This is a genomic window from Euzebya sp., assembly GCF_964222135.1.
Lineage (GTDB): Bacteria > Actinomycetota > Nitriliruptoria > Euzebyales > Euzebyaceae > Euzebya.
The window spans coordinates 107,516-132,059 of record NZ_CAXQBR010000003.1; the positions used below are offsets into that span (position 1 = coordinate 107,516).

The 24,544-nt window shown below is 73.6% G+C and carries 23 protein-coding genes; 8 read left to right on the forward strand and 15 right to left on the reverse strand.

Annotation, left to right across the window (positions count from 1 at the left end):
• Nucleotides 1-4 precede the first annotated feature (4 nt).
• From ACEQ2X_RS01260 to ACEQ2X_RS01270, 3 genes are all read right to left on the reverse strand, one after another.
• Entirely contained in the window at nt 5-412 is a 408-nt protein-coding gene (locus tag ACEQ2X_RS01260; RefSeq protein ID WP_370323916.1) for a nitroreductase family deazaflavin-dependent oxidoreductase, read from the reverse strand.
• A gap of 46 nt (nt 413-458) precedes the next feature.
• Nucleotides 459-2,141, reverse strand: a complete 1,683-nt coding sequence (locus ACEQ2X_RS01265) for a diguanylate cyclase domain-containing protein (RefSeq protein ID WP_370323918.1) — start codon at nt 2,139-2,141, stop codon at nt 459-461.
• Nucleotides 2,142-2,420: 279 nt separating this feature from the next.
• Nucleotides 2,421-5,621 carry a cell wall-binding repeat-containing protein gene (locus tag ACEQ2X_RS01270; RefSeq protein ID WP_370323919.1) on the reverse strand — a complete coding sequence of 1,067 codons (3,201 nt, stop codon included), beginning with the start codon at nt 5,619-5,621 and terminating at the stop codon, nt 2,421-2,423.
• Between the two features lie 207 nt (nt 5,622-5,828).
• On the opposite strand from ACEQ2X_RS01270, the gene ACEQ2X_RS01275 reads away from it, so the two are divergent.
• Nucleotides 5,829-6,836 carry an NAD(P)H-dependent glycerol-3-phosphate dehydrogenase gene (locus ACEQ2X_RS01275; protein ID WP_370323920.1) on the forward strand — a complete coding sequence of 336 codons (1,008 nt, stop codon included), beginning with the start codon at nt 5,829-5,831 and terminating at the stop codon, nt 6,834-6,836.
• Here ACEQ2X_RS01275 and ACEQ2X_RS01280 read toward each other — a convergent pair.
• A complete protein-coding gene (locus tag ACEQ2X_RS01280) occupies nt 6,833-7,903 on the reverse strand; it encodes an NAD-dependent epimerase/dehydratase family protein (protein WP_370323921.1) in 1,071 nt (356 codons plus the stop codon). The genes ACEQ2X_RS01275 and ACEQ2X_RS01280 overlap by 4 nt on opposite strands.
• Nucleotides 7,904-8,026: 123 nt before the next feature.
• Here ACEQ2X_RS01280 and ACEQ2X_RS01285 point away from each other — a divergent pair, with 123 nt between their 5' ends.
• Genes ACEQ2X_RS01285 through ACEQ2X_RS01295 form a run of 3 tightly spaced genes read left to right on the forward strand, consistent with a single transcriptional unit; the run spans nt 8,027 to nt 12,207 of the window.
• Nucleotides 8,027-8,830, forward strand: coding sequence for an HAD family hydrolase (locus ACEQ2X_RS01285; RefSeq protein ID WP_370323922.1), 804 nt, complete (start codon nt 8,027-8,029; stop codon nt 8,828-8,830).
• A 12-nt stretch (nt 8,831-8,842) separates the two neighbouring features.
• A complete protein-coding gene (locus ACEQ2X_RS01290; RefSeq protein WP_370323923.1) occupies nt 8,843-11,218 on the forward strand; it encodes a glycoside hydrolase family 65 protein in 2,376 nt (791 codons plus the stop codon).
• The gene (locus ACEQ2X_RS01295; protein ID WP_370323924.1) at nt 11,185-12,207 is read left to right on the forward strand and encodes a DMT family transporter; all 1,023 of its coding nucleotides are present in this window, start codon (nt 11,185-11,187) and stop codon (nt 12,205-12,207) included. Before ACEQ2X_RS01290 ends, ACEQ2X_RS01295 begins: the two co-directional genes overlap by 34 nt.
• Here the strand turns inward: ACEQ2X_RS01295 and ACEQ2X_RS01300 are convergent.
• From ACEQ2X_RS01300 to ACEQ2X_RS01315, 4 genes are all read right to left on the reverse strand, one after another.
• The gene (locus ACEQ2X_RS01300; protein ID WP_370323925.1) at nt 12,185-12,583 is read right to left on the reverse strand and encodes a CBS domain-containing protein; all 399 of its coding nucleotides are present in this window, start codon (nt 12,581-12,583) and stop codon (nt 12,185-12,187) included. The genes ACEQ2X_RS01295 and ACEQ2X_RS01300 overlap by 23 nt on opposite strands.
• On the reverse strand, nt 12,580-13,677 hold the full coding sequence (locus ACEQ2X_RS01305) for an amidohydrolase (protein ID WP_370323926.1): 1,098 nt from the start codon (nt 13,675-13,677) through the stop codon (nt 12,580-12,582). The genes ACEQ2X_RS01300 and ACEQ2X_RS01305 overlap by 4 nt, the downstream gene beginning before the upstream one ends.
• 78 nt (nt 13,678-13,755) lie before the next feature.
• Nucleotides 13,756-14,430 carry a hypothetical protein gene (locus ACEQ2X_RS01310; protein ID WP_370323927.1) on the reverse strand — a complete coding sequence of 225 codons (675 nt, stop codon included), beginning with the start codon at nt 14,428-14,430 and terminating at the stop codon, nt 13,756-13,758.
• Nucleotides 14,431-14,451: 21 nt separating this feature from the next.
• Nucleotides 14,452-16,098: an alkaline phosphatase gene (locus tag ACEQ2X_RS01315; protein WP_370323928.1), complete on the reverse strand. Its 1,647-nt coding sequence runs from the start codon at nt 16,096-16,098 to the stop codon at nt 14,452-14,454.
• Between the two features lie 150 nt (nt 16,099-16,248).
• Here ACEQ2X_RS01315 and ACEQ2X_RS01320 point away from each other — a divergent pair, with 150 nt between their 5' ends.
• Nucleotides 16,249-16,872, forward strand: a complete 624-nt coding sequence (locus ACEQ2X_RS01320) for a VOC family protein (protein WP_370323929.1) — start codon at nt 16,249-16,251, stop codon at nt 16,870-16,872.
• A 43-nt stretch (nt 16,873-16,915) separates the two neighbouring features.
• On the forward strand, nt 16,916-17,770 hold the full coding sequence (locus ACEQ2X_RS01325) for an acyl-CoA thioesterase (RefSeq protein ID WP_370323930.1): 855 nt from the start codon (nt 16,916-16,918) through the stop codon (nt 17,768-17,770).
• 2 nt (nt 17,771-17,772) lie between these two features.
• On the opposite strand, the gene ACEQ2X_RS01330 is transcribed toward ACEQ2X_RS01325, so the two are convergent.
• The gene (locus ACEQ2X_RS01330) at nt 17,773-18,249 is read right to left on the reverse strand and encodes an AbrB family transcriptional regulator (protein WP_370323931.1); all 477 of its coding nucleotides are present in this window, start codon (nt 18,247-18,249) and stop codon (nt 17,773-17,775) included.
• Nucleotides 18,250-18,260: 11 nt separating this feature from the next.
• Nucleotides 18,261-18,878: a GNAT family N-acetyltransferase gene (locus tag ACEQ2X_RS01335; RefSeq protein WP_370323932.1), complete on the reverse strand. Its 618-nt coding sequence runs from the start codon at nt 18,876-18,878 to the stop codon at nt 18,261-18,263.
• Nucleotides 18,879-18,948: 70 nt separating this feature from the next.
• Here ACEQ2X_RS01335 and ACEQ2X_RS01340 point away from each other — a divergent pair, with 70 nt between their 5' ends.
• On the forward strand, nt 18,949-19,692 hold the full coding sequence (locus tag ACEQ2X_RS01340) for an inositol monophosphatase family protein (protein ID WP_370323933.1): 744 nt from the start codon (nt 18,949-18,951) through the stop codon (nt 19,690-19,692).
• A gap of 9 nt (nt 19,693-19,701) precedes the next feature.
• On the opposite strand, the gene ACEQ2X_RS01345 is transcribed toward ACEQ2X_RS01340, so the two are convergent.
• On the reverse strand, nt 19,702-20,361 hold the full coding sequence (locus tag ACEQ2X_RS01345; RefSeq protein ID WP_370323934.1) for a YdcF family protein: 660 nt from the start codon (nt 20,359-20,361) through the stop codon (nt 19,702-19,704).
• A 48-nt stretch (nt 20,362-20,409) separates the two neighbouring features.
• Here ACEQ2X_RS01345 and ACEQ2X_RS01350 point away from each other — a divergent pair, with 48 nt between their 5' ends.
• Nucleotides 20,410-21,117, forward strand: a complete 708-nt coding sequence (locus ACEQ2X_RS01350; protein WP_370323935.1) for an alpha/beta family hydrolase — start codon at nt 20,410-20,412, stop codon at nt 21,115-21,117.
• Nucleotides 21,118-21,126: 9 nt separating this feature from the next.
• Here ACEQ2X_RS01350 and ACEQ2X_RS01355 read toward each other — a convergent pair whose 3' ends face one another.
• The 4 genes from ACEQ2X_RS01355 to ACEQ2X_RS01370 all read right to left on the reverse strand — a co-directional run bounded on the left by ACEQ2X_RS01355 (nt 21,127) and on the right by ACEQ2X_RS01370 (nt 24,482).
• On the reverse strand, nt 21,127-21,792 hold the full coding sequence (locus ACEQ2X_RS01355) for a hypothetical protein (protein ID WP_370323936.1): 666 nt from the start codon (nt 21,790-21,792) through the stop codon (nt 21,127-21,129).
• Between the two features lie 61 nt (nt 21,793-21,853).
• Entirely contained in the window at nt 21,854-22,405 is a 552-nt protein-coding gene (locus ACEQ2X_RS01360; RefSeq protein WP_370323937.1) for an NUDIX hydrolase, read from the reverse strand.
• The gene (locus ACEQ2X_RS01365) at nt 22,405-23,838 is read right to left on the reverse strand and encodes an NADP-dependent malic enzyme (RefSeq protein WP_370323938.1); all 1,434 of its coding nucleotides are present in this window, start codon (nt 23,836-23,838) and stop codon (nt 22,405-22,407) included. The genes ACEQ2X_RS01360 and ACEQ2X_RS01365 overlap by 1 nt, the downstream gene beginning before the upstream one ends.
• Nucleotides 23,820-24,482, reverse strand: a complete 663-nt coding sequence (locus ACEQ2X_RS01370; RefSeq protein WP_370323939.1) for an iron dependent repressor, metal binding and dimerization domain protein — start codon at nt 24,480-24,482, stop codon at nt 23,820-23,822. The genes ACEQ2X_RS01365 and ACEQ2X_RS01370 overlap by 19 nt, the downstream gene beginning before the upstream one ends.
• Nucleotides 24,483-24,544 lie beyond the last annotated feature (62 nt).

A 24,544-nucleotide genomic window follows, 5' to 3' on the forward strand; every position in this document is an offset into this window, starting at 1 on the left:
CGGCTCAGCCGGCGGGGTGGAGGACGACGACGGGGATGTCGCGGTCGGTCTTCTGCGCGTACTCGTCGTACTGCGGCCAGACCTCGGCCATCGACGACCAGAGCGCCTGGCGACGCTCGCCGTCGACGGTCTCGGCGGTCGCGGTCATGACCTCGCTGCCGACCTGGATGATGACCTGGGGGTTCGCCTCCAGGTTCAGGTACCAGTCGGGGTGGTCGTCTGCGCCGCCCTTGGAGGCGATGACGACGTAGTCCGCACCGTCCTCGCGGTAGATCAGCGGGGTGGTGAAGGGCTGCCCGCTGGTGCGACCCGTGGTGGTGAGGAGGAGGGTGAAGACCCCCGGCTGCCACTCGTGACCGACCTCGCCGTCGGTCTCGCGGTACCTCTCGACGTGCTCTTGGCCGAACAGCATGGTCGCCTCCGCTCGCTCCGTGGGCTGGGCCCGCGACGATAGCCGCTCAGGATGCCTGCGTGGCGCGGCCGCGCGCCTTGGCGCGGTACATGGCCGTGTCGGCCTCGCGGAGCAGGTCCGCGGCGGTGGTCCGGACGCGGGCTGCTGCCATCGTCACGCCGATGCTGACGCCGACCCGGACGTCCGTGCCGTCGACGCGGACGGGGTCCTCGACGGCGGTGGCGATGCGGTCGACGATGACGTCGACGTGGGACTCGTCGTCGATGCCGCCGCAGAGGACGACGAACTCGTCGCCGCCCAGCCGCGCGACGGTGTCTCGCGGCCGGATGACCTCACCGATCCGACGGCCGACGACGCGGAGCAGCTCGTCTCCAGCGGCGTGGCCGAGCCGGTCGTTGACCGCCTTGAAGCCGTCGAGATCGAGGAAGAGGAGCGCGGTCGTGGCCCCGGTGCGGTGCGCGCCAGCGAGCTCCTGGTCGATGCGGTCCTCCAGCAGGGTCCGGTTGGGCAGCCCCGTGAGGGCGTCGTGCAGGGCCAGGTGCGTCAGCTCCGAGTGCGCCTGGCGGCGCTCGGTGACGTCGATGACCTGGGCGATGAAGTACTGGGGCTCCCCGGACTCGTTGCGGAGGAGGCTGGCGTGCACGCTGCCCCACCACTCGGTCCGGTCGGCGCGCAGGAAGCGACGCTCGGCCACGGCGTGGTCGGGCGTCCGGGGGTCGTGGACGTCGGCGACGAACCGCTGGGTGTCCTCGGCATCGTCGGGGTGGATGACGTCGGCGAGACCGCCCGCGGTCAGGGCCGCGACCGCGTGACCCGCCTGGGCGACGAAGGCGTCGTTGATCTCGAGGAACCGCCCGTCGAGGTCGACGAGCGCCATGCCGATGGGGGCCCGGTCGAAGGCCAGCTGGAAGCGGGCTCGCGCATCTTCGAGCTGCTCGACGTGGTGGCGGTCCGTCAGCCAGCCGCTGACCACGTTCGCGAGCAGGCGCAGGTACTCCCGGTCGTGCCGGCTCCAGCGGCGGACCGTGGGGTGGGAGGAGCCGACGTCGACGCTCCCCGCCACCTCGCCGTCGATCACCACCGCGGCGCTGAGGCAGCCGCCGGGGGCGAGGACCGGGACCGCATCGCCTGGCATGACGTCGACGTCGCCCGCGGCGTGGGTGACGAGCGGCCGGTCGCCGATCACCGACGAGAGGACCGCCACGTCAGCGTCGAGGGCGGTGCGGGCCGCCGCGAGCGCCTGCGACAGCCGGTCGTGGAGCGGCATGTGCACCGCGGCGATCTGGAGCAGCGCGGCGAGCCGCTCGTCCTGCACCTGGCGCTCGTCACCGCGGTGGTGGGTCATCGCCGCGGAGATGCCGCGCCACAGCAGCGGCCCGTCGATGTCGTCCTTCGACAACCCGGCCTGGGCGCCGTGCTCCACCGACACCCGCGCGAGCTCGTGCCCGTCGACGCCGCTCAGCACGAGCATCGGCACCGAGGGGAACGCCCGGTGGATCGCTGCGACCGACTCGCTGCCGTGCGCGTCGGGCAGGCCGAGGTCGATGACCGCGCAGTCGATGTCGAAGGCGTCGAGGTGCTCGAGCGCCTCGCGGAGGGGGCCGGCGCGCGCCACCTCGACGGGGTGGTCGGCCAGCAGCTCGGTGATCAGCGCCGCCATCACCGGGTCGTCCTCGACCAGCAGGACGCACACGGCGTCCTGCGATCGGGCGGGGGTGGGAGCGGGCATCACGGAGAGGATCGTCCCGGTCAGCAGGCGGTTGAGCGACTGCGATCACCAACCGTGTCACCTGAGGTGCAGTTCGACTACCTGAGGTGAGGAATCGATGCGCCGCAGGGGGACGATGCCCTTCGGTGTACCACAGCGTGGTGATCGACGTGCAGAGGGTGTCCGAGTGCCGCCGCACTGCACGTCATCCGGTGCTCGTCGCGGGTGACCTGCACGTCGTCCCGCACCCTCCGGGACGACGTGCAGGTGGAGGTGCCCGCTGACCCGACGACGTGCGGGTCAGCCCGTGGCGGCGGTGATCAGCGCATCGACGACCGCGGTGGTGATGGCGGTCTCGCCGCCGTAGACGACCAGGTCGGTGAGGCTGCCGGCCAGCCCGGTCAGGTAGCTGGTGGTCGCCACCGACGCGGTGGTGGGTGCGGTGAGCAGCATCGGCCCACCCGCACGTGCGATGTGCGGTCCGCCGGACAGCGCGTCGGCGAACACATCCGCCCGCGCGATCCCCACGGTGGTCGGGGCGTCGAAGAACGCCTCGGCCACCATCGTGGCGGTCTCGGTCCGGTCCGCCCCGACCAGCGCGGTCGCCTCGCCGTAGGGGCGGGCGGCCGGCCCCCCGACGGCGTAGGCGGTCGTCGTGTCGGTCAGGTACCCCTCCACGGTGGCGTGGCGCACCTCGGACGGGGTGAGCAGCACCGCGGCATCGGCCACCGCGGCGGCCACGCCGGCGGACAACGCGTCAGCGAAGTCCTCCCCGGTCGTGATCATCACCACCTCGGGGTCGCCCAACTCACCGGCGATCGCCAGCGCGGTCTCATACCGGGTCGGCCCGGCGATCCGATCGACGGTGTAGCCGAGCCCGGTCAGCGCGTCGGCCACCGTCTGGTCGACCGCGCCGTCGCCGCCGAGGATCACGACCCGCCCACCGGTGGGCAGGACCCGGCTGATCTCCTCGGCCACCGCGGGTGGCAGCACCGTCGGGTGGGTGAGCAGCATCGGGGCGTCCAACGCCACCGCGAGGGGGGTGCCGGCCAGGGCGTCGGGGAAGTCATCGGCGGTCGCGAGCACGACCGCGCCGGCGGCACCGTCGTCGTAGCTGTCCTGGCTGACCGCGATCGCGGTCGCGATCCGGTCATCACCAGCCAGCCGGTCGAACGCCACCCCAGCCGGGACCAACTCGGTCCAGTCGACCGTGGCGGTCGCCCGGGTCTCACCCGCATCGAGGACCCCATCGGTGTCGACATCGCGGAACACCGTGACCGTGTCGGTCCCATCCTCGGTACCGGTGTAGGTCAGGACGGCCCGGCCGTCGGCGTCGGTGCGGATGATGTCGCTGACGTCGTTCGCGCCGGTGACGTCGAAGGTGAGGTGCTCGTCCCCGGCGGGCGCGCCCCCGAGGGTGAGCGTGGCCGTGACCTCGTGGACCTCGCCGACCGACGCCTCGGCCCCGGCGGGGTCGAGCGCGAGAGCGTACGCGGGGCCGCCGCCACCGCCACCGGACGGGGTGGGCGGCACCGGTGTCGGCCAGGTGCCGAGGGCGAGGATCTCGAAGCCGCCCTGGGGGCACAGGCCGTCGACCGGGTCGGGTGCGAGCCACGGACGGCAGTCCGCTCCGAGGGTCGGGACACCCGTCTCGAGGTTCATCGGGTTGGCAGTGCCGAGGAACAGGGTGTCGTCGCCGAAGGACTCCATGGTCCGGATGCCGTAGTTGAGGTGGTTGCCGACGCCGGCGTAGGAGTCCGGGATCGCCCTGCGGTCACCGGACGGGAACCGGAACAGGTCGGCGCCGAAGAACTGGTGCCAGTCGAGGTCCACGCCGGGGACGATCTGGCTGTAGGTCTGCTCGGGTAAGAGCTGGTCCTCGGTCTGCTCCGACAGGTCCTCCTCGAGGGCTTCGAGGACGTCCACCCACGGGACCCCCGCGACCTGTTGCGTCGAGAGGTCGTCGGCGGGCGCATCGGCGGTGAACGCCAGGGTCCCGGTCACCAGGGACTCGAGCATCGAGTAGAGCAGGTAGCTCCAGTCGAACGTGCCCAGGTAGAGCTGGCCGTCGAAGGGCTCCATCGTCCAGGTGTAGGTGTTGAACGGGTTCTCGAGCCCGGAGCTACCGTACAACGGGTCCCACCCGGTGTCGGTCCAGGTCCAGTCACCGGGGACCGGCAGGGCTGGTGGATCCAGGGTCCCGTAGCCGTCGTATGCGGGGAGCTCCGACTCGCCGTAGAGCAGGTCGCAGCCGACGTCGTCGGTGCAGTGGGCCCCTGCGAGCTGGTCGAACCCGTCGCCGCGGAAGACCGAGATGGCGCGGTGGGAGTTGAGCGCCGACTCGATGATGTCGGGCGGTCCCGCCAGGCCATCGAACACGCCGGATCCCTGCAGGTGCGCGAGGAAGCCGGTCAGCGGGACCATCATCGTGCCCCAGTGGAGCTGGCCGTCGTAGGACGCCAGCGCCCCGACGGCAGTGGCCGCGGCGATGGCGGGGTCCGGCTCGTAGTCCGAGATCGACCAGACCTGGGTGAGGTCCACCGGCGCGGCGGTGCTCAGGCTGCCGGTGGGCGGACTCATCCACAGCCCGACGGGGCTGGCATCGGCGGCCGCCCCGAGGCGCGTCGGCCAGGTCGTGGCGTAGAGGCGGCCCTCGTGCTCGACGAGCTCGGCGATGCCCGTCCCGGGCGTGGTCCCGACGACCTCGAAGGCGAAGGGATCGGCGAACGACCCGGTCCAGCGGGCCAGGACCCCGTCGCCACCCGTCATCGGCAACGGGAACGGCCCCCCGGCCGTCGGCGTCGTGAACCCCGCGTACAGCGCTCCGCCCGCGGTCGCGAAGGCGCGGATGTTGCTGTAGTTGCCGGGCTCATCGACACCGTCGAACGTCGTGGCCCCCAGCAGCTCGCCGGTGCTGTTGCGGTAGGCGAACATCGTGATCGGCGAGCCCGTGCCGAGCGACGGGTCGCCGATCGTCGGACCGGACAGGAAGACGATGTCGCCGATCGCGCCAGCCGCGCGGAGCCCGACGGTGCCCTGGATCTCGTCCCACCCGAGGTCGCCGTCCTGCGGCGTCCGCTCGACCACCGCGCCCGTGTGGATGTCCATCTGGAAGATCCGGGGCCGCACCTGGTCGTACCGCGGGCTCGTGTCGTCCCCGTCGCACTCCCACGAGTTCGTGCTGGGCAGGCTGATCCCGCCGGCGAGCACGTCGCCCACGTCGGCGAACACCAGGCAGTGGTAGTTCGGGGCGGTGCCCCACCAGAGCGAGTCGCCGATCTGGGTCATGCCCCAGGCGTACGCCTGGTTGACCTTCGGGTCGCCGATGCAGTCCACGGGAGTGGGGACGTCCTCCCAATCGCCTCCGTCGAGGCACTCCACCGGCGCCTTCGCCGCCAGGTGGCGGTCGAGGTCGGGGTAGGCGAACGCCGACTCCGCGGTGCGGACGGTGTTCGCCGCGCCGGCGGGCAGCACCGGCAGCAGCAGGGCGATGGCGGCCATGAGGGCGACGATGGCCCTCCGGGGACGTGGACGTGACACCAGGCGACCTTTCCTGAACCACCCCCCACCAAGAGCAGCGCTCTGTGTATACACCATCTGTCAGGTCGCTGCGCATTCCGTAACATCCGGAACAACCGCCCGTCGTCTCCGGGGGACGGGCTATGGTCTGGCGCCACCGCCCGCGGACCGCCGGACAGGACCGAGGACATGAGTCGACCCATCCACGTCACCGTCCTCGGTGCGGGGTCGTGGGGGACGACGCTGGCCTCCCTCATCACCGCGAACGCGCCGACCACCATCTGGGCTCGCGATCAGGAGGTGGCCGACGAGATCACGGCCGAGCGGACCAACCGGGCGTACCTCGGCGACGTGGCCCTGCCGGCCAAGCTGGAGGCGACCGCGGACCTGGAGCAGGCCGTCGCCGCGGCCGACGTGCTGGTCGTCGCGGTCCCCTCCCAGGGGATCAGGGGGGTCCTGGCCGACGCCGCCCCGCACGTCCGCCCGTGGATCCCCGTCATCTCCCTGGCCAAGGGCCTCGAGCGGGACACCCGGATGCGACCGACCGAGGTGATCAGCGAGTGCCTGCCGGGCCACCCCGTCGGGCTGCTCGCCGGCCCGAACATCGCGAGCGAGATCATCGAGGGCAAGGCGGCGGCCGCGGCGCTCGCCACCCCCGACCTCGACATCGCCACGTCCCTCCAGCCGATCTTCGCCCGCGGCCGCTTCCGCGTGTACACGAACACCGACGTCCTCGGCTGCGAGCTCGGCGGGGTGCTGAAGAACGTGATCGCCATCGCCGCCGGCATGGCCGACGGCCTCGGGGTCGGGGTCAACACCAGCGCGATGGTGATCGCCCGCGGCCTGGCGGAGATCACCCGCCTGGGCACCGCGATGGGGGCCGACCCCACCACCTTCGCCGGCCTCACCGGCATGGGCGACCTGATCGCCACCTGCATGAGCCCGCGGTCGCGGAACCGGCGAGTCGGCGAGCAGCTCGCCCAGGGCCGGACCATCGACGAGGCGGTGGAGGTGCTCGGGCAGGTCGCCGAGGGGGTCAAGACCGCCCGCAGCGTGGTGGAGCTCGCCGCCGAGCACGGTGTCGACGTGCCGATCTGCGCCGAGGTCGACGCGGTCGTCAACGAGGGGCGGACCCCGGCGGAGGCCTACCGCGGGCTCCTCCGCATCCAGCCCGGCCACGAGCACGAGGCCGGCTAGCGCCCGTCGTCCGTCACGCCGCCGACGCCGCCCACGCCGGTGCGGATCTCGTCGAGCCGGGCCGTGACGCTGCCGTCGACGTCGAGCGGCGGCGTCTGCCCGCCGCTGCCCTCCCGCAGGCCCGCCATGACCTCCCTGACCGCGTCCAGAGCCGGCACGGTCGGCGCCCACCCGAGCTCGGTCCGCGCCCGCGCGGTGTCCATGACCGGCAGGCTGAGGGCGAGGTCGAAGAGGGCCTGCGAGGCGGGGACCAGGCGCAGGGACCAGGCGGCCGTCAGCAGCGCACGTGGCACCCACGCGGGCATCCTGACGACGCGGGCGCCGAGGAGGTCTGCGAGCGACGCCGCGTCGAGGATCGGCTCCGCGGCGATGTTGAAGGCGCCCCGGACGTCGCGGACCAGCGCCAATCGGTAGGCCTCCGCCGCATCGCGGGCGTGCAGCGCCTGGAACCGCAGCCCGGGCAGGTCCGGCACGACGGGGATCAGGTCGGGGCGCGCCAGGGCGCCCGGCACCAGCGGACCGGCGAAGTAGCGCCGCTGCTCCGACGCCGACGCGCGCTGGAAGATGAACCCGGGGCGCAGCCGCACGACCCGCATCCCGGGGTGGTCGCGCTCGACGATGTCGAGGGCCCGTTCGGCGTAGGACTTCTCGCGCCCGTACCCGGCGGTCGGCAGGGCGTGGGTCGGCCACGTCTCGTCCACCGGCGCATCGTCCGCGGCGGGGGAGTAGGCCGCGACCGAGGACGCGTGCACCAGCGCGCCCACCCCGGCGGCGGCCGCGGCCTCGAACACGCGGATCGACCCGAGGGCGTTGTTCCGCCACGTCCGCGCCGCATCGCGGATCGGGTGGAAGGTCCAGGCCAGGTGCACGACGGCGTCCGCGCCGCGGACCACGTCGGCCAGGTCGTCGGCGGCCACGTCGGCCTGCACCCACGTGGTCTTCGCCGCCGGTCGGTGCGGACGCCGACGCGCCACGCCGACGATCTCGGTGACCCGGTCCTCGTCGGCGAGCCGCTCGACGAGGCTCGATCCGACGTTCCCGGTCGCCCCGGTGATCACCAACCGCACCCGTGCTCCTGTCGCCGTCCGACACCCTCGTCCTGGATCCGGTCCTACCGCCCCGCCCACCCACGGCAAACGGGCCCGCCGCTACCGTGTGGTGGTCGCGGACCCCTCCCACCAGGACCTGCCATGCCCACCGTCCCCTCCATACCGGCCGCGGACTACGACGCCGTCCTCTTCGACCTGGACGGGGTCCTGACCGACACCGCATCCCTCCACGCCCGCGCGTGGAAGCAGATGTTCGACGAGTTCCTCCGCCGGTACTCGTCCCTCCACGGACTGCCCTTCGACCCGTTCGAGATCGCGACGGACTACCGCACCTACGTCGACGGCAAGCCGCGCTACGAGGGTGTCAGCGCCTTCCTCGAGTCCCGCCGCATCGTGCTGCCCGAGGGCTCGATCACCGACCCGCCCGAGGCCGACACGACGTTCGGCCTCGGGAACCGGAAGAACGAGGTGGTCCAGCGCCTGATCGCCGAGGGGGTCGAGCCGTACCCGAGCTCGGTCACCCTGGTCCGCACGCTGCTCGACGCCGGCATCCGCACCTGCGTGGTGTCGTCGAGCCGGAACGCGCAGCCGGTGCTCTCCGCAGCAGGCATCGCCGAGCTCTTCGAGGACGTCGTCGACGGGGTCGTCGCCGCCGAGCAGGACCTGCCGGGCAAGCCCGAGCCGGACACGTTCCTCTACGCCGCCGAGCGCCTGGGCGTCGAGCCCGCCCGCGCGGTGGTCATCGAGGACGCCATCGCCGGGGTCGACGCCGCGCACGGCGGGGGCTTCGGCCTGGTCATCGGCGTGAACCGCGAGACCGACGGGGGAGGGGAGGGCGCGACCGCCCTCCGCGAGCACGGGGCCGACATCGTCGTCGAGGACCTCGCCGAGCTCCTCGACGAGGCCGATCCCGCTGCCGGCACCGATGCCGGCACCGCGTCCTGAGGAGGCCGTCCCGTGCTGCAACGTGACATCGTCGGGCTGCCCACGTCCGACTACCCGCCCGAGGAGTGGGCGCTGGTCGAGACCGGCTTCCGGCCGCGCTACACCGCGGTCACAGAGACGATCTTCGCGGTGTCCAACGGCTACCTCGGCCTCCGCGCGGTGCACGACGAGGGACGTCCCTTCGCCGAGCGCGGGACGTTGATCAACGGCTTCCACGAGCAGTGGCCGATCGTCCACGCCGAGGAGGCCTACGGGTTCGCCCGGACCGGGCAGACGATCATCGCCGCGCCCGACCCCCGCCGCTTCCACCTCTACGTCGACGACGAGATCCTCAACCTCTCCAAGGCGGAGGTGCGCGACTACGAGCGGCGGCTCGACTTCCGGACGGGTCAGCTGACCCGCCGGGTCGTGTGGCAGCTCCCCTCGGGCGTGGTGGTGGAGGTGCGCTCGGCGGTGCTGACGTCGCTGGTGCACCGCCACCTGGTGGCCCTGCGGTACTCCGTGGAGGTCCTCGAGGGCAGCGCCCCGATCGTGATCTCGAGCCAGCTGCGCAACGAGGACGACTCGCGCACCAACGCGGGGGATCCGCGCCTCGCCCGCGGGTTCGAGCACGAGGTGCTGCAGTGCCAGGGCGCCCGCAGCGATGGGACCCGGCAGGTGCTCGAGTACCGGGTCCCCCAGTCCGGGATGACCCTCGCCTGCGGCATCGACCACGTGATCGCCGGCGACACGATCACCGAGATCTCGAGCGTGGCCACCGCCGCCCGGGGCAAGACCGTCGTCAGCGCCGACGGGGTGCCCGGCGCCAAGATCGAGATCACGAAGTTCGCGGCGTTCCACACCTCGGACTCCACGGCCACCCACCAGCTGGCGGACCGCTGCGACCGGACCCTCGACCGGGCGGTGCGCGAGGGGTGGGACGCCGCGGCCGCCGACCAGGCGTCGGCCCTGGACGCGTTCTGGGACACCGCGGACGTCCGCATCGGCGGCAACGCGACGGTCCAGCAGGCGGTCCGCTGGAGCCTGTTCCACATCCACCAGGCCGCGGCGCGCAGCGACGACCTGGGCATCCCGGCCAAGGGCCTGACCGGCAGCGCCTACGAGGGCCACTACTTCTGGGACACCGAGGTCTACGTCCTGCCCTTCCTGATCTACACCCAGCCGCGGGTGGCCCGGAACCTGCTGCGGTTCCGCCACCGCCTGCTCGACGCCGCCCGGCAGCGGGCGATCGAGGTGGGGGAGGTCGGGGCGCTGTTCCCGTGGCGGACGATCACCGGGGAGGAGGCGTCCGCCTACTACGAGGCCGGCACCGCCCAGTACCACATCAACGCCGACATCAGCTACGCGGTCGAGAAGTACGGGCGGATCGCCGGCGACCTCGACTTCCTGGGGGACCAGGGCGCGGAGATCCTCGTCGAGACCGCCCGGCTGTACGCCGAGCTGGGGTTCTTCCGCGCCGAGAACGGCGACACCTTCCACATCCACGGCGTCACCGGCCCGGACGAGTACACGACCGTCGTCGACGACAACGCCTACACCAACCTGATGGCGGCGAAGAACCTGGCGGACGCCGCGCTGCTCGTGGAGCACCTCGCCGCGGAGGACCGCGACGCCTACCTGCGCCTGGTGCGGCGGACGGGCGTCAGCGACGACGAGGTCGCCACCTGGAAGCGGGCGGCCAACCAGATGTACCTGCCCTACGACGACGACCTCGGGGTCACGCCGCAGGACGCCCACTTCCTCGAGCTGCAGCGCTGGGACTTCGAGGGGACCCCGCGGGAGAAGTACCCGCTGCTGCTCCACTTCCACCCGCTGGTCATCTACCGGCACCAGGTGACCAAGCAGGCCGACGTGGTCCTGGCCATGTTCCTCCGCGACGAGTGCTTCGACCTGGCGCACGTGCAGCGGAACTTCGAGTACTACGACCCGCTCACGACCGGCGACTCGTCGCTGTCGACGTCGGTGCAGTCGATCATCGCCAGCCGGATCGGCAACGCGTCGAAGGCGATCGAGTACTTCCGCTACGGCGTGTTCATGGACCTCGCGGACGTCGCGGGCAACACGAGCCACGGCGTGCACGTGGCGGCCGCCGGCGGGGTGTGGCTCAGCATCGTCTACGGCTTCGGTGGGCTGACCGACACCGGTGAGCACCTCGCGTTCCGCCCGCGCCTGCCGTCGTCGTGGGAGGACCTCCAGTTCGCGCTGCTCGTCCGCGGGCAGCGCCTCGACGTGACGGTCGAGCGCCACCAGGTCACCTACGCGCTTGCCGAGGGCGACGACGTCACCATCCTCCACGAGGGGGGCGAGCTCCGCCTCCGCGCGGGCACCCCGGTCACCTGCGACATCACCTCGACGTGGGTCGACCTCCACCGGGAGGTCCACGACTGAGCCGGCTCGCCCGCGCCGGCGAGGCGTACCCGCTCGTCCCGGTCACGGTCGGGGTGGTGCTGTACTCGACCGGCCCCGTCATGGTGCAGGGCTCGTCGGTCAGCGGTCCCGTCTTCAGCTTCTGGCGCCTGTGGATCGGCGCCGGCCTGCTCGGCTCGCTGGCCGTCGCGTCGGATCTGCGGCGCCGGGGGAGGGGCGGACGGCCGCCGCGACCGGTCGGGCTGGCGCGCCGGCGGTGGCCGCTGATCGGTGGCGCCTGCTTCGGGCTGCACCAGCTGATGATGTTCTCGGCGGTGAAGATGACCAGCGTCGTCGACGTGACCCTGATGGGGGCGCTCGCCCCGGTGGTCACGGCGCTCGGCGCGTGGTGGGTGTTCCGCGAGCGGCCCGGACGCCGCTTCTACGCCTGGTCGCTGGTGGCGATCGCCGGCGGGGCGTACCTGGCGGTCGGTGCCTCGTCGGGTCCGACGGGCAACCCCGGCGGCATGGCGCTCGCGGCGGCCAACGTCGTGTTCTTCGCCGGCTTCTTCCTGGCGTCCAAGCGCAGCCGCGACGAGATCGGCGTGCTCGACTTCCTCGCGGGCGTCGTGCTCGTCGCCGCCGTCGTCGTGAGCGGCTACGCCGTCCTCGCGGGCGAGGCGATCGGCGGGATGACCCGCACCGACCTGCTGCTCGCGACCGCGGTCGCGGGTGGCCCCGGCGCGCTCGGGCACGTCGGCATGACCTGGCCGCTGCGGTGGGTGCCGGCGAACATCCCGCCGGTCATGCGGCTGGCCCAGCCCGCGATCGCCGGGGTGCTCGCGCTGATCGCGTTCGGCGAGCCGCTGACCTGGACCCACCTGGCCGGCGGGCTGGTCGTCGTGGTCGGTGCCGCGGGGGCGATCACCTCACGCGCCGGCCGGGCGCTGCGGGCCGAGGCGCGGCAGGCCGGTCAGCGGACGCCGTCCGCGGCGCCCGACCGCGAGGTCACAGCGCCGACAGCTCGCTGAGCACGTCGCGGGCGCTGAGCACCCCGACGGGGAGCCCGTCGTCGTCGACGACCACCAGGTGCCGGGTGCCGCCGTCGACCATGCGGTCCACGCCGGTCTGCAGGGTGTCGGTCGCGCTGATCGTGAGGATGTCGCCGCGCGCCCGGTCGGCCAGCTTCACACCGTCGAGCTCGTCGTCGTCGGCCAGGGCCGTGACGATGTCGCGCTCGCTGAGCACGCCGACCAGCTCGTCGCCGTCGGTGACCAGGAGCAACCCGATGCCGCGGTCGCGCAGCGCCTTCGACGCCTGGCGGAGCGACTGGCTCTGATCGAGGGTGATGAACCAGTCGGTCATGCACCGGCTGACCGGTTGGGCGAGGGTGGTGTTGACCGTCATGACTCCCCTCCAGGGGGTGTCGTCCGTGTGGGGTCTGGCGCGGGCTGATCGATGCGGTAGAAGGTCGCTGCGGTGTCGTGGAAGATCGCACGTCGATCATGTTCTGGGTGGGAGGCCGTCAAACGGTCGAGTGCGTCGAACCAGGTCGTCCAGCGCAGCGACACCCGGTCCATCGGGAAGTTCGACGCCGCCATGGTGCGGCTGGGGCCGAACGTGGCCAGCACGTGCTCGACGAGGGGGCCGAGCGCGTCGGCGACCTCCTCGACGCCCGGCGGGGTGACCCGCTCGTGCCACCCCCACCCGGAGATCGGCATGGCCAGCCCGCTCAGCTTCACGTGCACGTGGTCGTGCGCGGCGACGGCGGCGAGGTCGTCACGCCACCGGTCGAGGACGGCCTGGCGGTCGGACTCGGTGCGCCCGGCGGCGGCGAACGGCCCGCCGACGCCGACGGGGCTGCCGGCGTGGCACAGGACCACGGGGGTGCCGGGGTGGTCGGCGACCAGCTCGGCCACGTCGTCCAGCTGGTGGCCGTACGCCCACGCGTCGAACGTCAGCCCGCGCGCGCCCAGCCGGTCGAACCCGCGGCGCCACGCGTGCTGGGCCAACCGGTCCGGGCTGTCGGCGAAGCTGGCCAGACCCTCGTCGTCCCCGCCGTGCGCCAGGTAGTCGCGGATGCCGCGGAAGCGCCCCGACGCCTCGCAGTGGGCGTCGAGGACCGCATCGAGGCGCGGGTCCGCCAGGTCGGCGTTGCCCACCAGCGCCAGCAGGTCGCGTCCGCACACGGACTCGAGCCAGCGGGTCTCCTCGACCTGGCCCATCGCCGTCTTCGACTGCCAGTCGGCCTGGACGTGGACGAAGCCGCGGACGTCGGCGCCGTCGGTCTCGTTCCACCAGGTGCCCGGCAGGTACGGGTTGAGGACCTGGTCGGGACGGCCGACGAAGGCCAGCGAGGCGTCGGGCACCAGCCGCTGCGCGGCCCGGCGCAGCAGCCGCTCGTTCCACCCGAGCCCCCGCACCAGCGGTGAGGCGGTCCGGGGGGTGGTGCGCGGATCCCACAGGTGGATGTGCGCGTCGATGATCGGCCCGTCGTACATCACGTCGCACCCTATCGGCTCGGCCGGTCCCGGTCGCGCTCCGGCGGCGGCCGCGGTGACCGTCAGACGCGGCGATCGTCAGCCGCCGCTGGCGGCTCCTCGCGCGGCCAGGCCGGCGGTGGCGGCACGGGTGACCTCGAAGAGGGGGCTCCAGATGCGGGCCAGGTCGCCGGGGAGGGGGTGCAGCGGGCTCCCGGCGAGGTCCGCGAGGACCTCGCGGTCCTCGGCGACGGCCGCCCGCGCGGCGTCGCGGAGGTCCGTGCCGAACGCGGTCGCGTCGTCCGGGTGGGGGAAGTTCGCCGGGTCGGCCAGGACGAGCGGCCGGACGACGCCGACGCCTGCGACCGGGCCGCCGCCCTCGAGCGGCCCGACGAGCGCGGCGACCTCGACGGGGACGTCGTCGCGGCGGGCGCCGGCGGCCGCGAGGGCCGCCCGCGAGCGGGCGGCGTCCGGCGGCGAGGCGAGGTCGTGGGGGTTCAACGCCATCGCGGCGACCAGCACGCCACCGCCGTCCGGGAGGTCGAGGAGGGCGGCGACGGTGACGAGCGTCGAGCTGGTCGCCGCGACCCTGACCGTGCCGGCGAGCTCGGTGAACGCCCGCGGCGCGACGTCGCCGGGATCGAGCAGCGGCACGTCCGCGAGCGGTCCCTCTCCCCGCGGCCACGCCGCCAGGATCGACGGGATGGCGGCCATGTCCGGGCGCAGCAGGCGGCGGACGGCATCCAGGTCCGGGGGGACGGTGGGCGTGGGCATCGGCCCAGGGTAGGGGCGGGGTCAGCCGACCTGGACCGCGCCGGCCTGCCCGCGGCTGACCTCCCACGCCGCCAGCGTCGACATCGCCGAGGTGGGGTCCTGGGGGTCGTCGACGGTCCGGAACGTCGTCCGCCATCGGTCCGGGGTGGCGCGCACGAGCGCGATGCCGCGCTGCTCGCCCTCCACGAACCGGATGTGCGGGTTCGTGGGGGCGAGCAGCGCCCGCACCGCGGCGTTGGTCCCGGCGGGCAGCCCGTCGGAGCTGACCGAGGTCCCCACGAACTCCGTGGCGACCACCGGGGCGGTCGGGTCGCCGAAGTCGGTGGACAGGTCCGCCACCCAGTGGGAGTGGATGTCGCCGGTGATCACCACGACGTCGGGGATCCCCTCGGCCGCGACGTGCCCGAGCAGCCGCTCGCGGTCGGCCACGAACCCGTCCCAGGAGTCGCCGTTCAACCCGGGTTCGCCGTTGAGGGGGACGCCGATGGTCGCGATCAGGTCGTCCACGACGTCGGGCAGCCCCGCCGGCACGTTGATCGGGTGGACCTGCACCTGGTTGCCGATGCAGGACCACGCCGCTGACCGCGACGACAGCCGATCGAGGAGCCAGGCCCGCTGCGCCTCGCCGAGGATCGTCCTCGACGGATCCCGCGCATCGCCGCCCACCGTCGGGTTCTCCGTGGAGGGCTGGTCCGAGGAGTGCTGGCGCGTGTCGATGATCGACAGGTCGATCACGTCGCCGAACGTGAGGGAGCGGTAGATCTGCATGTCCCCACCCACCGCGGGACCGGCGGGCAGGCGGATCGGCATGTGCTCGTAGTACGCCTGGTAGGCGGCCTGGCGGCGCGCGCTGAACGCCTCCGGCGAGTCGTTGCCCTCCGCGGCGTTCTCGTCCTGGGGGTGGAGCCCCCGGTAGTTGTTGTCGACCTCGTGGTCGTCCCAGGTGACGACGAAGGGCGCGGCCGCGTGGGCGGCCTTCAGGTTCACGTCGCCCTTGTACAGCGCGTAGCGGGTCCGGTAGGTGGCCAGGTCGAAGGGTTCGGCGCCGACGTGGGCCCGCTCCGCGGAGGTGTCCGGCCCGCCGCCCTCGTAGATGTAGTCACCCAGGTGGACGACGAAGTCGGGCCGCTGGCGCACGACCTCCCGGTACGCCGCGTAGTGGGCGGCGTCGAAGGCCTGGCAGCTGACGAACGCGAAGCTGACCTCGTCGGTCGAGCCCGGTGCCGGCGCGGTCCTCGTCCGCCCGATCCGCGACCGCCGCCCCAGCGCGGTGAACGCGTAGAAGTAGACCGTCGCGGGCTCGAGCCCGGTCACGTCGACGTGGACGCTGTGGCCGAAGTCCGCGCGGGCGGTGGTCGTACCGGACGCCACGACCCGGCGCAGGCGCGGGTCCTCGGCGACGACCCAGGCCACCTCGACCGGCGCCTCGCCGGCACCGCCGCCTCGCAGCGGCTCCGGCGCGATGCGCGTCCACAGGATGACGGAGCCGGGGAGGGGGTCGCCGCTCGCGACGCCCAGGGTGAACGGCGCCGGGTCGTAGGCGACGCCCGCGGGGACGCTCGCATCCATGGCCTGCCCGAGGGCCACGTCGGCAGCGCGCGACGACGTCGCCAGCGCCAGGGCGCCGGCAGCCAGGCCGGTGTGGAGGAACCGTCGACGGGACAGCATGTCTGGGCCTCTGCTCGTGGGACTGCGCGGCGACCGCGGACGTCGATCGTCGGTGCCCGCGGTGAGCGGATCCTGACCGACGGGTTGCCGTCGGGCAACCGCTCGGCGTGCGAAGGTGGTGCGGTGCGACCCGACCGTGGACCCGCCTGCGTGCGCGCCGTCGACGTGGCAGACGACCCGGAGGCCTGGACCCGGGCCGGCTTCGCCGTCACCGACTCCGAGGTGCGGTTCGGAGGACTCACCCTCCGCTGCACCGGCACCGGGCCGGTGGCCGGCATCACGGGCTGGGCGCTCGACCCGCCGCCAGACGGGCCCGTGGACGGTCTGGCCCTCGCCGAGGTCGCCGAGAGCTGGCTGTCCACCCCGTCGGCCCATCCCAACACCGCCGTGGGCATCGACCACCTGGTCATCGCCTCGGCGGACCTCGACCGGACCACCGCGGCGTTCGCCGAGCTGGGCTGGCAGGCTCGGCGGACCGTGGCGGACCCGCGCGGCGGACCGCGGCGGATGCGCTTCTTCGTCGTGCCGGCGGTGGACCGCGACCTGCTCGTCGAGGTCGTCGCCGGCGGCGACCCCGAACCCGAGGTGACGGCGTTCTGGGGCCTCGCGATCACCGTGGCCGACCTGGACGAGGCCGCCCGCCTGCTCGGCGACGCCCTCGGTCCGGTGACCGACGCGGTGCAGCCCGGCCGGCGGATCGCCAGGGTCCGGGGTCGCGATCTCGGGCTGACCGTGCCCCTCGCCCTGATGTCCCGACGGTCGTCTCACGACTGACCGTTCGCGGGTCGACAGCCGGTGTGGGACCATTGTCCGTCACATGGCTGAATCGGTCTCCGCGCTGCTGTCCCTGCTCGACATCGAGACGCTCGACGTCGACCTGTACCGCGGCGAGGCCCCGAAGACCGACGTGCAACGGGTCTTCGGCGGGCACGTGGCCGCCCAGGCGCTGGTGGCGGCGGTCCGGACCGTCGACCACGACCGGCCCGTCCACTCCCTCCACGCGTACTTCCTCCGGCCGGGCAACCCCCGCCACCCGATCATCTACGCCACCGACCGGATCCGCGACGGCCGGTCCTTCACCACCCGCCGCGTCGTCGCCACCCAGCAGGGCAAGGCGATCTTCCACCTGAGCGCGTCGTTCCAGATCGCCGAGCCCGGCCCCGAGCACGCCGACCCCATGCCGGACGTCCCGGGTCCCGAGGACCTCCAGACGCTGAAGGCGACGCTGGCCGGCTGGGGCGTCGACTGGGAGCCGCCGTTCCCCGAGTGGAGCTCGATCGACCTCCGGTACGTGCGGATGCCGAACGAGGTCGCCGCCGAGCGCTCGGACCACCTGCAGCTGTGGTTCCGGTCCCTCGACCCGGTCCCCGACACCCCCCACCTGCACGTCTGCGTGCTGACGTACATGAGCGACCTGTCCCTGCTCGGCACGACCGTCTCGCGCCACGGCGACTTCCCCGGCCAGGACCGCTTCCGGATGGCGTCGCTCGACCACGCGATGTGGTTCCACCGCCCCTTCCGCGCCGACGAGTGGCTGCTCTACGACATGCGCTCGCCGAGCGCCGGATCGGCTCGCGGTCTGGCCCTCGGCCAGATCTTCACCGCCAGCGGCGCACTCGTCGCCACCGTGGTCCAGGAGGGGTTGACCCGGCCGAACGCGCGGGCGACCTGAGCTCAGACCTCCGCGACGCGGATCAGCAGCGGCAGGCTGAGGATCACCAGCACCACCCGGACGGTGTGGAACACCGCCACCTGGGCGCCGACGCCCTGCTCGGCGCCGGCGGCCGACATGACGCTCAGCGCGCCGGGCGACGTCGCGAGCACGACCCCGTCGGGTGCCAGGCCGACCCAGCGCAGCGCGACGGCGACGGCGAGCCCGAACAGGATGAACGCCACCGCGCTCAGCAGTGCGCCGACGGCGATCTGGCGGAACTGGCCGACGACCTGGCGGGTCACCGTCACCCCGATCGCGCACCCGAGCACGATGAACGCCGCGCTGACCAGCGGCTGGGGGAGGATGAGCTCGCCCTCCCCCCGGACCAGCGTCACCGCTGCGGCCCCGACCATCGAGCCGATGATCAGGCCGCCGGGCACGTGAAGGCGTTCGAGGGACAGGCCGGTGACCGCACCGGCGACGAGGGCAGCGAGCATGGGCCGGCAGCCTATGCCCGGTCGTGCGCCGTCCCCCCAGCCGCCCGGCTCTGGATCCCCCAGGCGTCGAGGTACCACGGCGGCTCGTCGGGCACCGGTCCGGGGGGCGGGAAGTGCCGATCGGCGTCGCGGACCAGGTCGAGCTGGAACGCGAACCCGACCCCGCCCGGGAAGACGACGTCGCGGTCCGGACGGCGGGTGAAGCCCATGGCCGCGTACATGCCGTGGGCGACCGGCATCCACTCCATGGAGTAGATCGCCATCCGACGACGGCCGCGCGCGACGGCCAGGTCGATGCAGGCCTGCACCAGCAGCCGGCCGGCGCCGCGGCCCTGGGCGGCGGTGTCGACCGCCAGCATCCGGAACCCGCAGTCGCCGGCGCCGTGGTTCTCGAAGTGCGGGTTGTCCTCGTCCACGTAGGTGACCGTGCCGAGCACCCGGTCGTCCGCCCCCTCGACGCCGTCGACGGCGACCAGCACGTCGGCGCCGTCGGCGACGCGCTCGGTGACGTCCGCGAGCTGGACCCGGTAGTCGTCGCTCACCGCGCCGATCGCGTCGTAGGCGGCGACCGTGATCTCCCCGGCCCGGGCGTGCTCCGAGGGTCGGATCGGGCGGACGGTGATCGTCATCGCGGGGGACGGTAGCCGGCACGGCCGACGCCGGCCTCGGGCGGCGTGCCGGGTCGGTAGGGTCTCCGCCGTGCAGGACCTCCTCGAGTTCGCCGTCGACGCCGCCCGCCGGGCCGGGGCGGCGACCATGCGCCACTTCCGCACCGGCCTCGACGTCGACCTCAAGGCCGACCGGAGCCCGGTGACGATCGCCGACCGCGAGGCGGAGGCGCTGCTCCGCCGTCTGATCGCCGAGCGCTTCCCCGACGACGCGATCGTCGGCGAGGAGCACGACGACGTGCCCGGCACCTCGGGTCGCACCTGGTACCTCGACCCGATCGACGGGACGAAGTCCTTCGTGCACGGGGTGCCGCTGTTCACCAACCTGGTGGCCTGCGACGACCCCGACGGCCCCCTCGTGGGGGTCATCAACACCCCCGGGCTGGGGGAGGCGACCTGGGCCGGTCGCGGGATGGGGTGCTTCCACGACGACGCCCCCGCACGGGTGTCCGGCGTCGGTGACCTCGCCGGCGCGTACGTCATGACGAGCGGCATGGAGTGGTGGCCGGAGGCCCTCCGCGAGCGGGCGCGATCCTTCCCCTTCACCCTGCGGACCTGGGGTGACGGGTACGGGTACTCCCTCGTCGCCACCGGGCGGGTCGAGGCCATGATCGATCCCGAGGCTGCCGTGTGGGACCTCGCGCCGCTCCCGGTGATCATCGCCGAGGCCGGTGGCCGGCTGACCGGGTTCGACGGCACACCGGGGATCGCGACCGGGTCCGCGGTCGCGTCCAACGGCCTGGTCCACGACGCCCTGCTGGCCGCGTTGGCGTAGCGCCGCCCGTCAGATGCCCGGCGCCGCGCCCGCCACGTCGGCGGAGAGGTCGGCGAGCCGGTCGAGGCGGCGGAACCCGATGATCCGGCCGACGGCCAGCCCGGCGGTCTCGCGCACCATCTGCCGCAGCGCCGCCCCCGTCGAGTACGGCGATCCCGGTGCCGGTGACGTCGCCGCCTCCAGGCCGACGGACTCGGCGATCGCCCGGCTCCGACGCAGGTGCCACCCGTCGCTGACGAGCAGGACGCGGCGGCGGCCCTCCTCGGCCAGGAACCGGGCTGACGCGGCGATCGACTCGTACGACGTCAACCCGTGCACCTCTTGCCGGATCGCCGCCTCGGGCACGCCCCGACCGCGGAGGTACGCGAACGCGGCGTTCGCCTCGCTGCCCGTGTCCCCGGGCGCCGATCCGCCGGTGACCACCACGACCGGCGCGAGACCCGCCGCGTAGAGGTCCGCGGCGTGGTCCAACCGGCTCTCGAACACCGGCGACGGCCGGCCGTCGTACTGGGCCGCGCCGAGCACCAGGATCGCGTCGGCAGGGCCGGCCCCGTCGGAGCGGGCGGTCCACCAGACCTGGCCGAAGGTGACCAGGACGTAGACGAGCGCGGCCACGACCAGCCACAGCAGCACGATCGCGGCCCGGCGGAGCACCCGGGATCGCTTCACGACGGCGCCGACCGTACCCGCGGCCGTCGCGCTGGCATGCTCGGTGGCATGGCCCCCCCACCACCAGCCCCCGTCGAGGTCACCCTGCCCCTCACCCCTCCCCAGGTGGTGGAGACGACCACCGCGCTGGTCTGGCCGGCCGACGACCCGTCCGCGCCGGCGGTGATCCTCGCCCACGGGGCCGGCACCGACATGCGCCACCGGCACATGCACCGCCACGCGACGGACCTCGCGGCCGCCGGCGCGGCCGTCGCGCTGTTCAACTTCGCCTACACCGAATCGGGGCGGAAGCGGCCGGACCCCGCGCCGCGGCTCGAGTCGGCGTGGCGCGACGTCATCGTCGGCCTCCGTCCCCACCTCGGCGGCGACCGACGCCTCGTCGTCGGGGGCCGCTCGATGGGCGGCCGGATCGCCAGCATGGTCGCCGCGGCGGACGCCGCCGAGCTCGGCATCGCCGGCGTGGCGTGCATCGCCTACCCCCTGCACCCCCCGGGCAAGCCGGACCGGTTGCGGGTGGGCCACTGGCCGGCGTTGACCGTGCCCACGCTGCTGGTGTGCGGCAGCCGGGACGCGATGGCGCCGACCGAGACCCTCCGCGAGTGCGTCGCGACCCACATGCCCCAGGGGATCGCCACGGTGCACGTCCTCGCCGGTGCCGACCACTCCTTCCGCGTCCGCAAGGCCGACGGCCGCACCGAGGACGAGGTGTTCGCCGAGACCGCGGAGGTGCTGGTCGACTGGCTCGGGAAGCTCTGAGCAGGACGGCTACGGCGTCGGGAGGTCGGGCAGCCCGTCGCCCGTGGCCAGGTCCGCCGGCGGTCCGCCGATGCCCCAGAAGTGGTGCAGCGCGTCGACCCGCACGACGTCCAAGCAGGCGGACAGCGGCTGACGACGGCGACGTCCGCGGACCGTGACCGGCCACCACTCGCCCTGCACCGCCCGGCGGTAGAGGTGCCAGCGGCCCTCGGGCGTCCGGCGCAGCTGCATGAGCGGGTGTCGCTGCAGCCCCGCCTGCCGGTCCTCGCCCGGCACCAGCCACCAGACCGTGATCCGGTTGCGCCACACCGAGGTCTCGAGCGCGTCCAGGGGGAAGTGGCGCCGCCGCCACACCTCGACCAGCGCCTCCGCCCGCGACATCAGACCGCGATCGCCCGGTGCCTCCGCAGGCCCCAGCGCGGCCAAGCCCGACCGGCCGGCCTCCGCCCACGCGTCGGCCAGCAGGCGGAGCTGGCGGACCGAGACGTCGAGGTGCGCAGCCAGGTCCTCGAAGGCCAGCACGTCCCGGCGTCTGAGCGCGTCAGCCCGTCGGGCCAGGCGCCGCCGTGCCCGCGGGGTCAGCTCGTCGAGCCGCCCGCGACGCGCCGGGGCCACTGCGCCTGGACCTGGCGCCGCCAAGGGCAGGTCCAGCGCGTCGAGACGACGTTCGGACATCTGCCCATCATGGCCCCCAGCCGTCGTCCACACCATCCCGAACCGCTGCGAGATCCCGCGATCACGGAGCGTGCGCACCCGCTGCCGCCACTGCGCGTGCTCGGCTGAGCACCCCGCGCAACCCCGGGTCGGCGATGTCCGCCGCGGCCGACCAGCCGAACCAGTGGCAGGCCTGTGACTCACCCGGGGGAGGGGTCGGGTCCGCCCCGTCGGACCACAGCACGTACCGGAGGTCCAGGTGGCGCCTGCCGGGGCAGCCGTCGTGGGCGTCGACGTGCAGCAGCAGCGGTCCGCCGTCGGGGTGGCGGAGCACGAGGCCCGTCTCCTCCTCACCCTCCCGGAGGGCAGCCTCATGGGGCCACTCGCCCGGATCGACGTGCCCGCCGGGTTGCACCCACAGCCCGAGCCGCCTGTGGTGCAGCAGCACGATCCCCCGCTCGCCCAGCACCAGCGCGCTGCCGGTGACGTGCGCCGGCTCGTCGCCCCGGTCGAAGGGAGCCCGCAGATCGTCCAGCCCGGCGAGCACCTCGTCGATCGACGCCGCCTCGCGGGCATCCACCGGATCGAGGGAGGCGACGTGCTGGCGGACCACCGCGCGGCGCGGGTCAGGCATCAGGTCCGGGCCACTCCGGTCCGCGCCGCGGTCTCGGCCACCGCCCGCGCCACGGCCGGGACGACCCGGCGGTCGAGGGGGGAGGGGATGATGCAGTCCGCGGTCAGGTCCTCGGCGACGATCCCGGCGATCGCGCGGGACGCCGCCAGGGACACCTCGTCGTTCACGTTGGACGCGCGGACGTCGAGCAGCCCCCGGAACAGGCCGGGGAAGCACAGGACGTTGTTGATCTGGTTCGGGAAGTCGCTGCGGCCGGTGGCCACGACCGCGGCGTGCTCGCGGGCCAGGACCGGGTCGATCTCGGGCGTCGGGTTCGCCATCGCGAAGACGATCCGGTCCGGCGACATCAGCTCCAGCTGGGCCAGGCTCAGCGTGTTCCCCGCCGACAGCCCGATGAACACGTCGGCGTCGCGCAGGGCGACCTCCTTCGCCCCGGTGAGCTCGCGCGGGTTGGTCTGCTTGCCGAAGCGGCGGAAGATCGGGTCGCGCGCCTCCTTGCGGCGCGCGGTGACGATGCCGTCCTGGTCCACGCCGACGAGGTCGCGCACCCCCGCGGCCATCAGCAGGTTGGCCACCGCGATCCCCGCCGCGCCGATGCCCTGCACGACGACCCGCAGGTCGGCCAGGTCCTTGCCGACCACGGCCGCGGCGTTGATCAGGGCGGCGAGCACCACGACCGCGGTGCCGTGCTGGTCGTCGTGGAAGACCGGGATGTCGAGACGGCGGCGGAGCTTGCCCTCGACCTCGAAGCAGCGCGGCGCGGAGATGTCCTCGAGGTTGATCCCGCCGAACCCCGTCGACAGGGCGGCGATGATGTCGACCAGCCGGTCGGGGTCGCGCTCGTCCAGGCAGATCGGGTAGGCGTCCACGCCGGCGAGGTCGCGCAGCAGGATGGCCTTGCCCTCCATGACCGGCATGGCCGCCAGCGCGCCGATGTCGCCGAGGCCGAGCACCGCCGACCCGTCGCTGACGACCGCCACCGCGTTCCGCTTGATGGTCAACTCGTACGCGCGCTCGGGGTCCTCGGCGATGTCGAGGCACGGCCGCGCGACGCCGGGGGTGTAGACGAACGCGAGGTCGGTCAGGTCACGGACCTCCGACGTCGCCGTGATCCGCAGCTTGCCGCCGTCGTGGCGCTCGGCGACCACGTCGACGTCCGCGGCCACCTCGACGTCCGCCAGCCCGGCGACCAGCTCGACCAGGCGGGCGGCGTGGTCCACCGACGCCGCGCGGACGGCGACGGCCACCGTGCCCTCGGGCGCGGGGCGGCGGAGGGCCGGCACGGTGACGACCTGCCCGCCCCCGGCGGCGAGGGCGGCCTCGACCGCACCCAGATCCGCACCTGCGCGGATGTGCAGGACGTGGGTGTGGCTGACGCTCGGGCTCTCGACGGGCACCTCGTGCGCCTGGGGGGTCAGCTGGTCGCCAGCCACACCAGCTCGGCTGCGTCGGGTGACAGCGTGACCGTGGCGCCGTCGATGGTCAGCACCACGTCGGGGCCCTGGACCGCGCAGGAGGCCAGCGCCCCGGGGAGCACCCCCGCGGCGTGCAGCTCGCGCATCAGGTCCACGTCGTACTGCAGGCGCTCGGAGATCCGGGTGATCGTGCCGCTCTGACCGGCGGCAGCGGCCTGTCGGGCGGTGACGTAGTCGGTCCAGACCTGCGTCGCGTCGCCGTCGGGGATGGGGTTGCCGTACGGGGAGGTGTCGGGTTCGCCGAGGACCTGGATCAGCCGCTGCTCGACCTCGTCGGAGATGACGTGCTCCCAGCGGCACGCCTCGGTGTGGACCAGCTCGTAGTCGAGCCCGATCACGTCGGTCAGGAGCCGTTCGGCCAGGCGGTGCTTGCGCATCACGCTGGCGGCCAGGTGCCGGCCCCGCTCGGTCAGCTGGACGCGCCGGTCGGCGTCGAGGATCACGAGCCCGTCGTCCTGCAGCCGGGCCACGGTCTCGCTGACCGCCGGCGCGGACACGCCGAGGCGCTCGACCAGGCGCGCCCGCAACGCGGGAACCCCCTCCTCCTGCAGCTCCCACACGGTGCGCAGGTACATCTCGGTCGCATCAATGAGCGGCGTCATCTGACCCTCCTCGTGGTGGGGGCCACTCTACCCACGTGGTGTCACCGGAGGCCCGTCGAGGG

Excerpts from the sequence above, each read along its gene's own strand:
- ACEQ2X_RS01360 (WP_370323937.1), bottom strand. The coding sequence starts at position 22,405 with ATGCCTGACCCGCGCCGCGCGGTGGTCCGCCAGCACGTCGCCTCCCTC.
- ACEQ2X_RS01275 (WP_370323920.1), top strand. The coding sequence starts at position 5,829 with ATGAGTCGACCCATCCACGTCACCGTCCTCGGTGCGGGGTCGTGGGGG.
- ACEQ2X_RS01260 (WP_370323916.1), bottom strand. The coding sequence starts at position 412 with ATGCTGTTCGGCCAAGAGCACGTCGAGAGGTACCGCGAGACCGACGGC.
- ACEQ2X_RS01265 (WP_370323918.1), bottom strand. The coding sequence starts at position 2,141 with ATGCCCGCTCCCACCCCCGCCCGATCGCAGGACGCCGTGTGCGTCCTG.
- ACEQ2X_RS01300 (WP_370323925.1), bottom strand. The coding sequence starts at position 12,583 with ATGACGGTCAACACCACCCTCGCCCAACCGGTCAGCCGGTGCATGACC.
- ACEQ2X_RS01285 (WP_370323922.1), top strand. The coding sequence starts at position 8,027 with ATGCCCACCGTCCCCTCCATACCGGCCGCGGACTACGACGCCGTCCTC.
- ACEQ2X_RS01350 (WP_370323935.1), top strand. The coding sequence starts at position 20,410 with ATGGCCCCCCCACCACCAGCCCCCGTCGAGGTCACCCTGCCCCTCACC.
- ACEQ2X_RS01310 (WP_370323927.1), bottom strand. The coding sequence starts at position 14,430 with ATGCCCACGCCCACCGTCCCCCCGGACCTGGATGCCGTCCGCCGCCTG.
- ACEQ2X_RS01315 (WP_370323928.1), bottom strand. The coding sequence starts at position 16,098 with ATGCTGTCCCGTCGACGGTTCCTCCACACCGGCCTGGCTGCCGGCGCC.
- ACEQ2X_RS01335 (WP_370323932.1), bottom strand. The coding sequence starts at position 18,878 with ATGACGATCACCGTCCGCCCGATCCGACCCTCGGAGCACGCCCGGGCC.
- ACEQ2X_RS01330 (WP_370323931.1), bottom strand. The coding sequence starts at position 18,249 with ATGCTCGCTGCCCTCGTCGCCGGTGCGGTCACCGGCCTGTCCCTCGAA.
- ACEQ2X_RS01370 (WP_370323939.1), bottom strand. The coding sequence starts at position 24,482 with ATGACGCCGCTCATTGATGCGACCGAGATGTACCTGCGCACCGTGTGG.
- ACEQ2X_RS01325 (WP_370323930.1), top strand. The coding sequence starts at position 16,916 with ATGGCTGAATCGGTCTCCGCGCTGCTGTCCCTGCTCGACATCGAGACG.
- ACEQ2X_RS01355 (WP_370323936.1), bottom strand. The coding sequence starts at position 21,792 with ATGTCCGAACGTCGTCTCGACGCGCTGGACCTGCCCTTGGCGGCGCCA.
- ACEQ2X_RS01305 (WP_370323926.1), bottom strand. The coding sequence starts at position 13,677 with ATGTACGACGGGCCGATCATCGACGCGCACATCCACCTGTGGGATCCG.
- ACEQ2X_RS01270 (WP_370323919.1), bottom strand. The coding sequence starts at position 5,621 with ATGGCCGCCATCGCCCTGCTGCTGCCGGTGCTGCCCGCCGGCGCGGCG.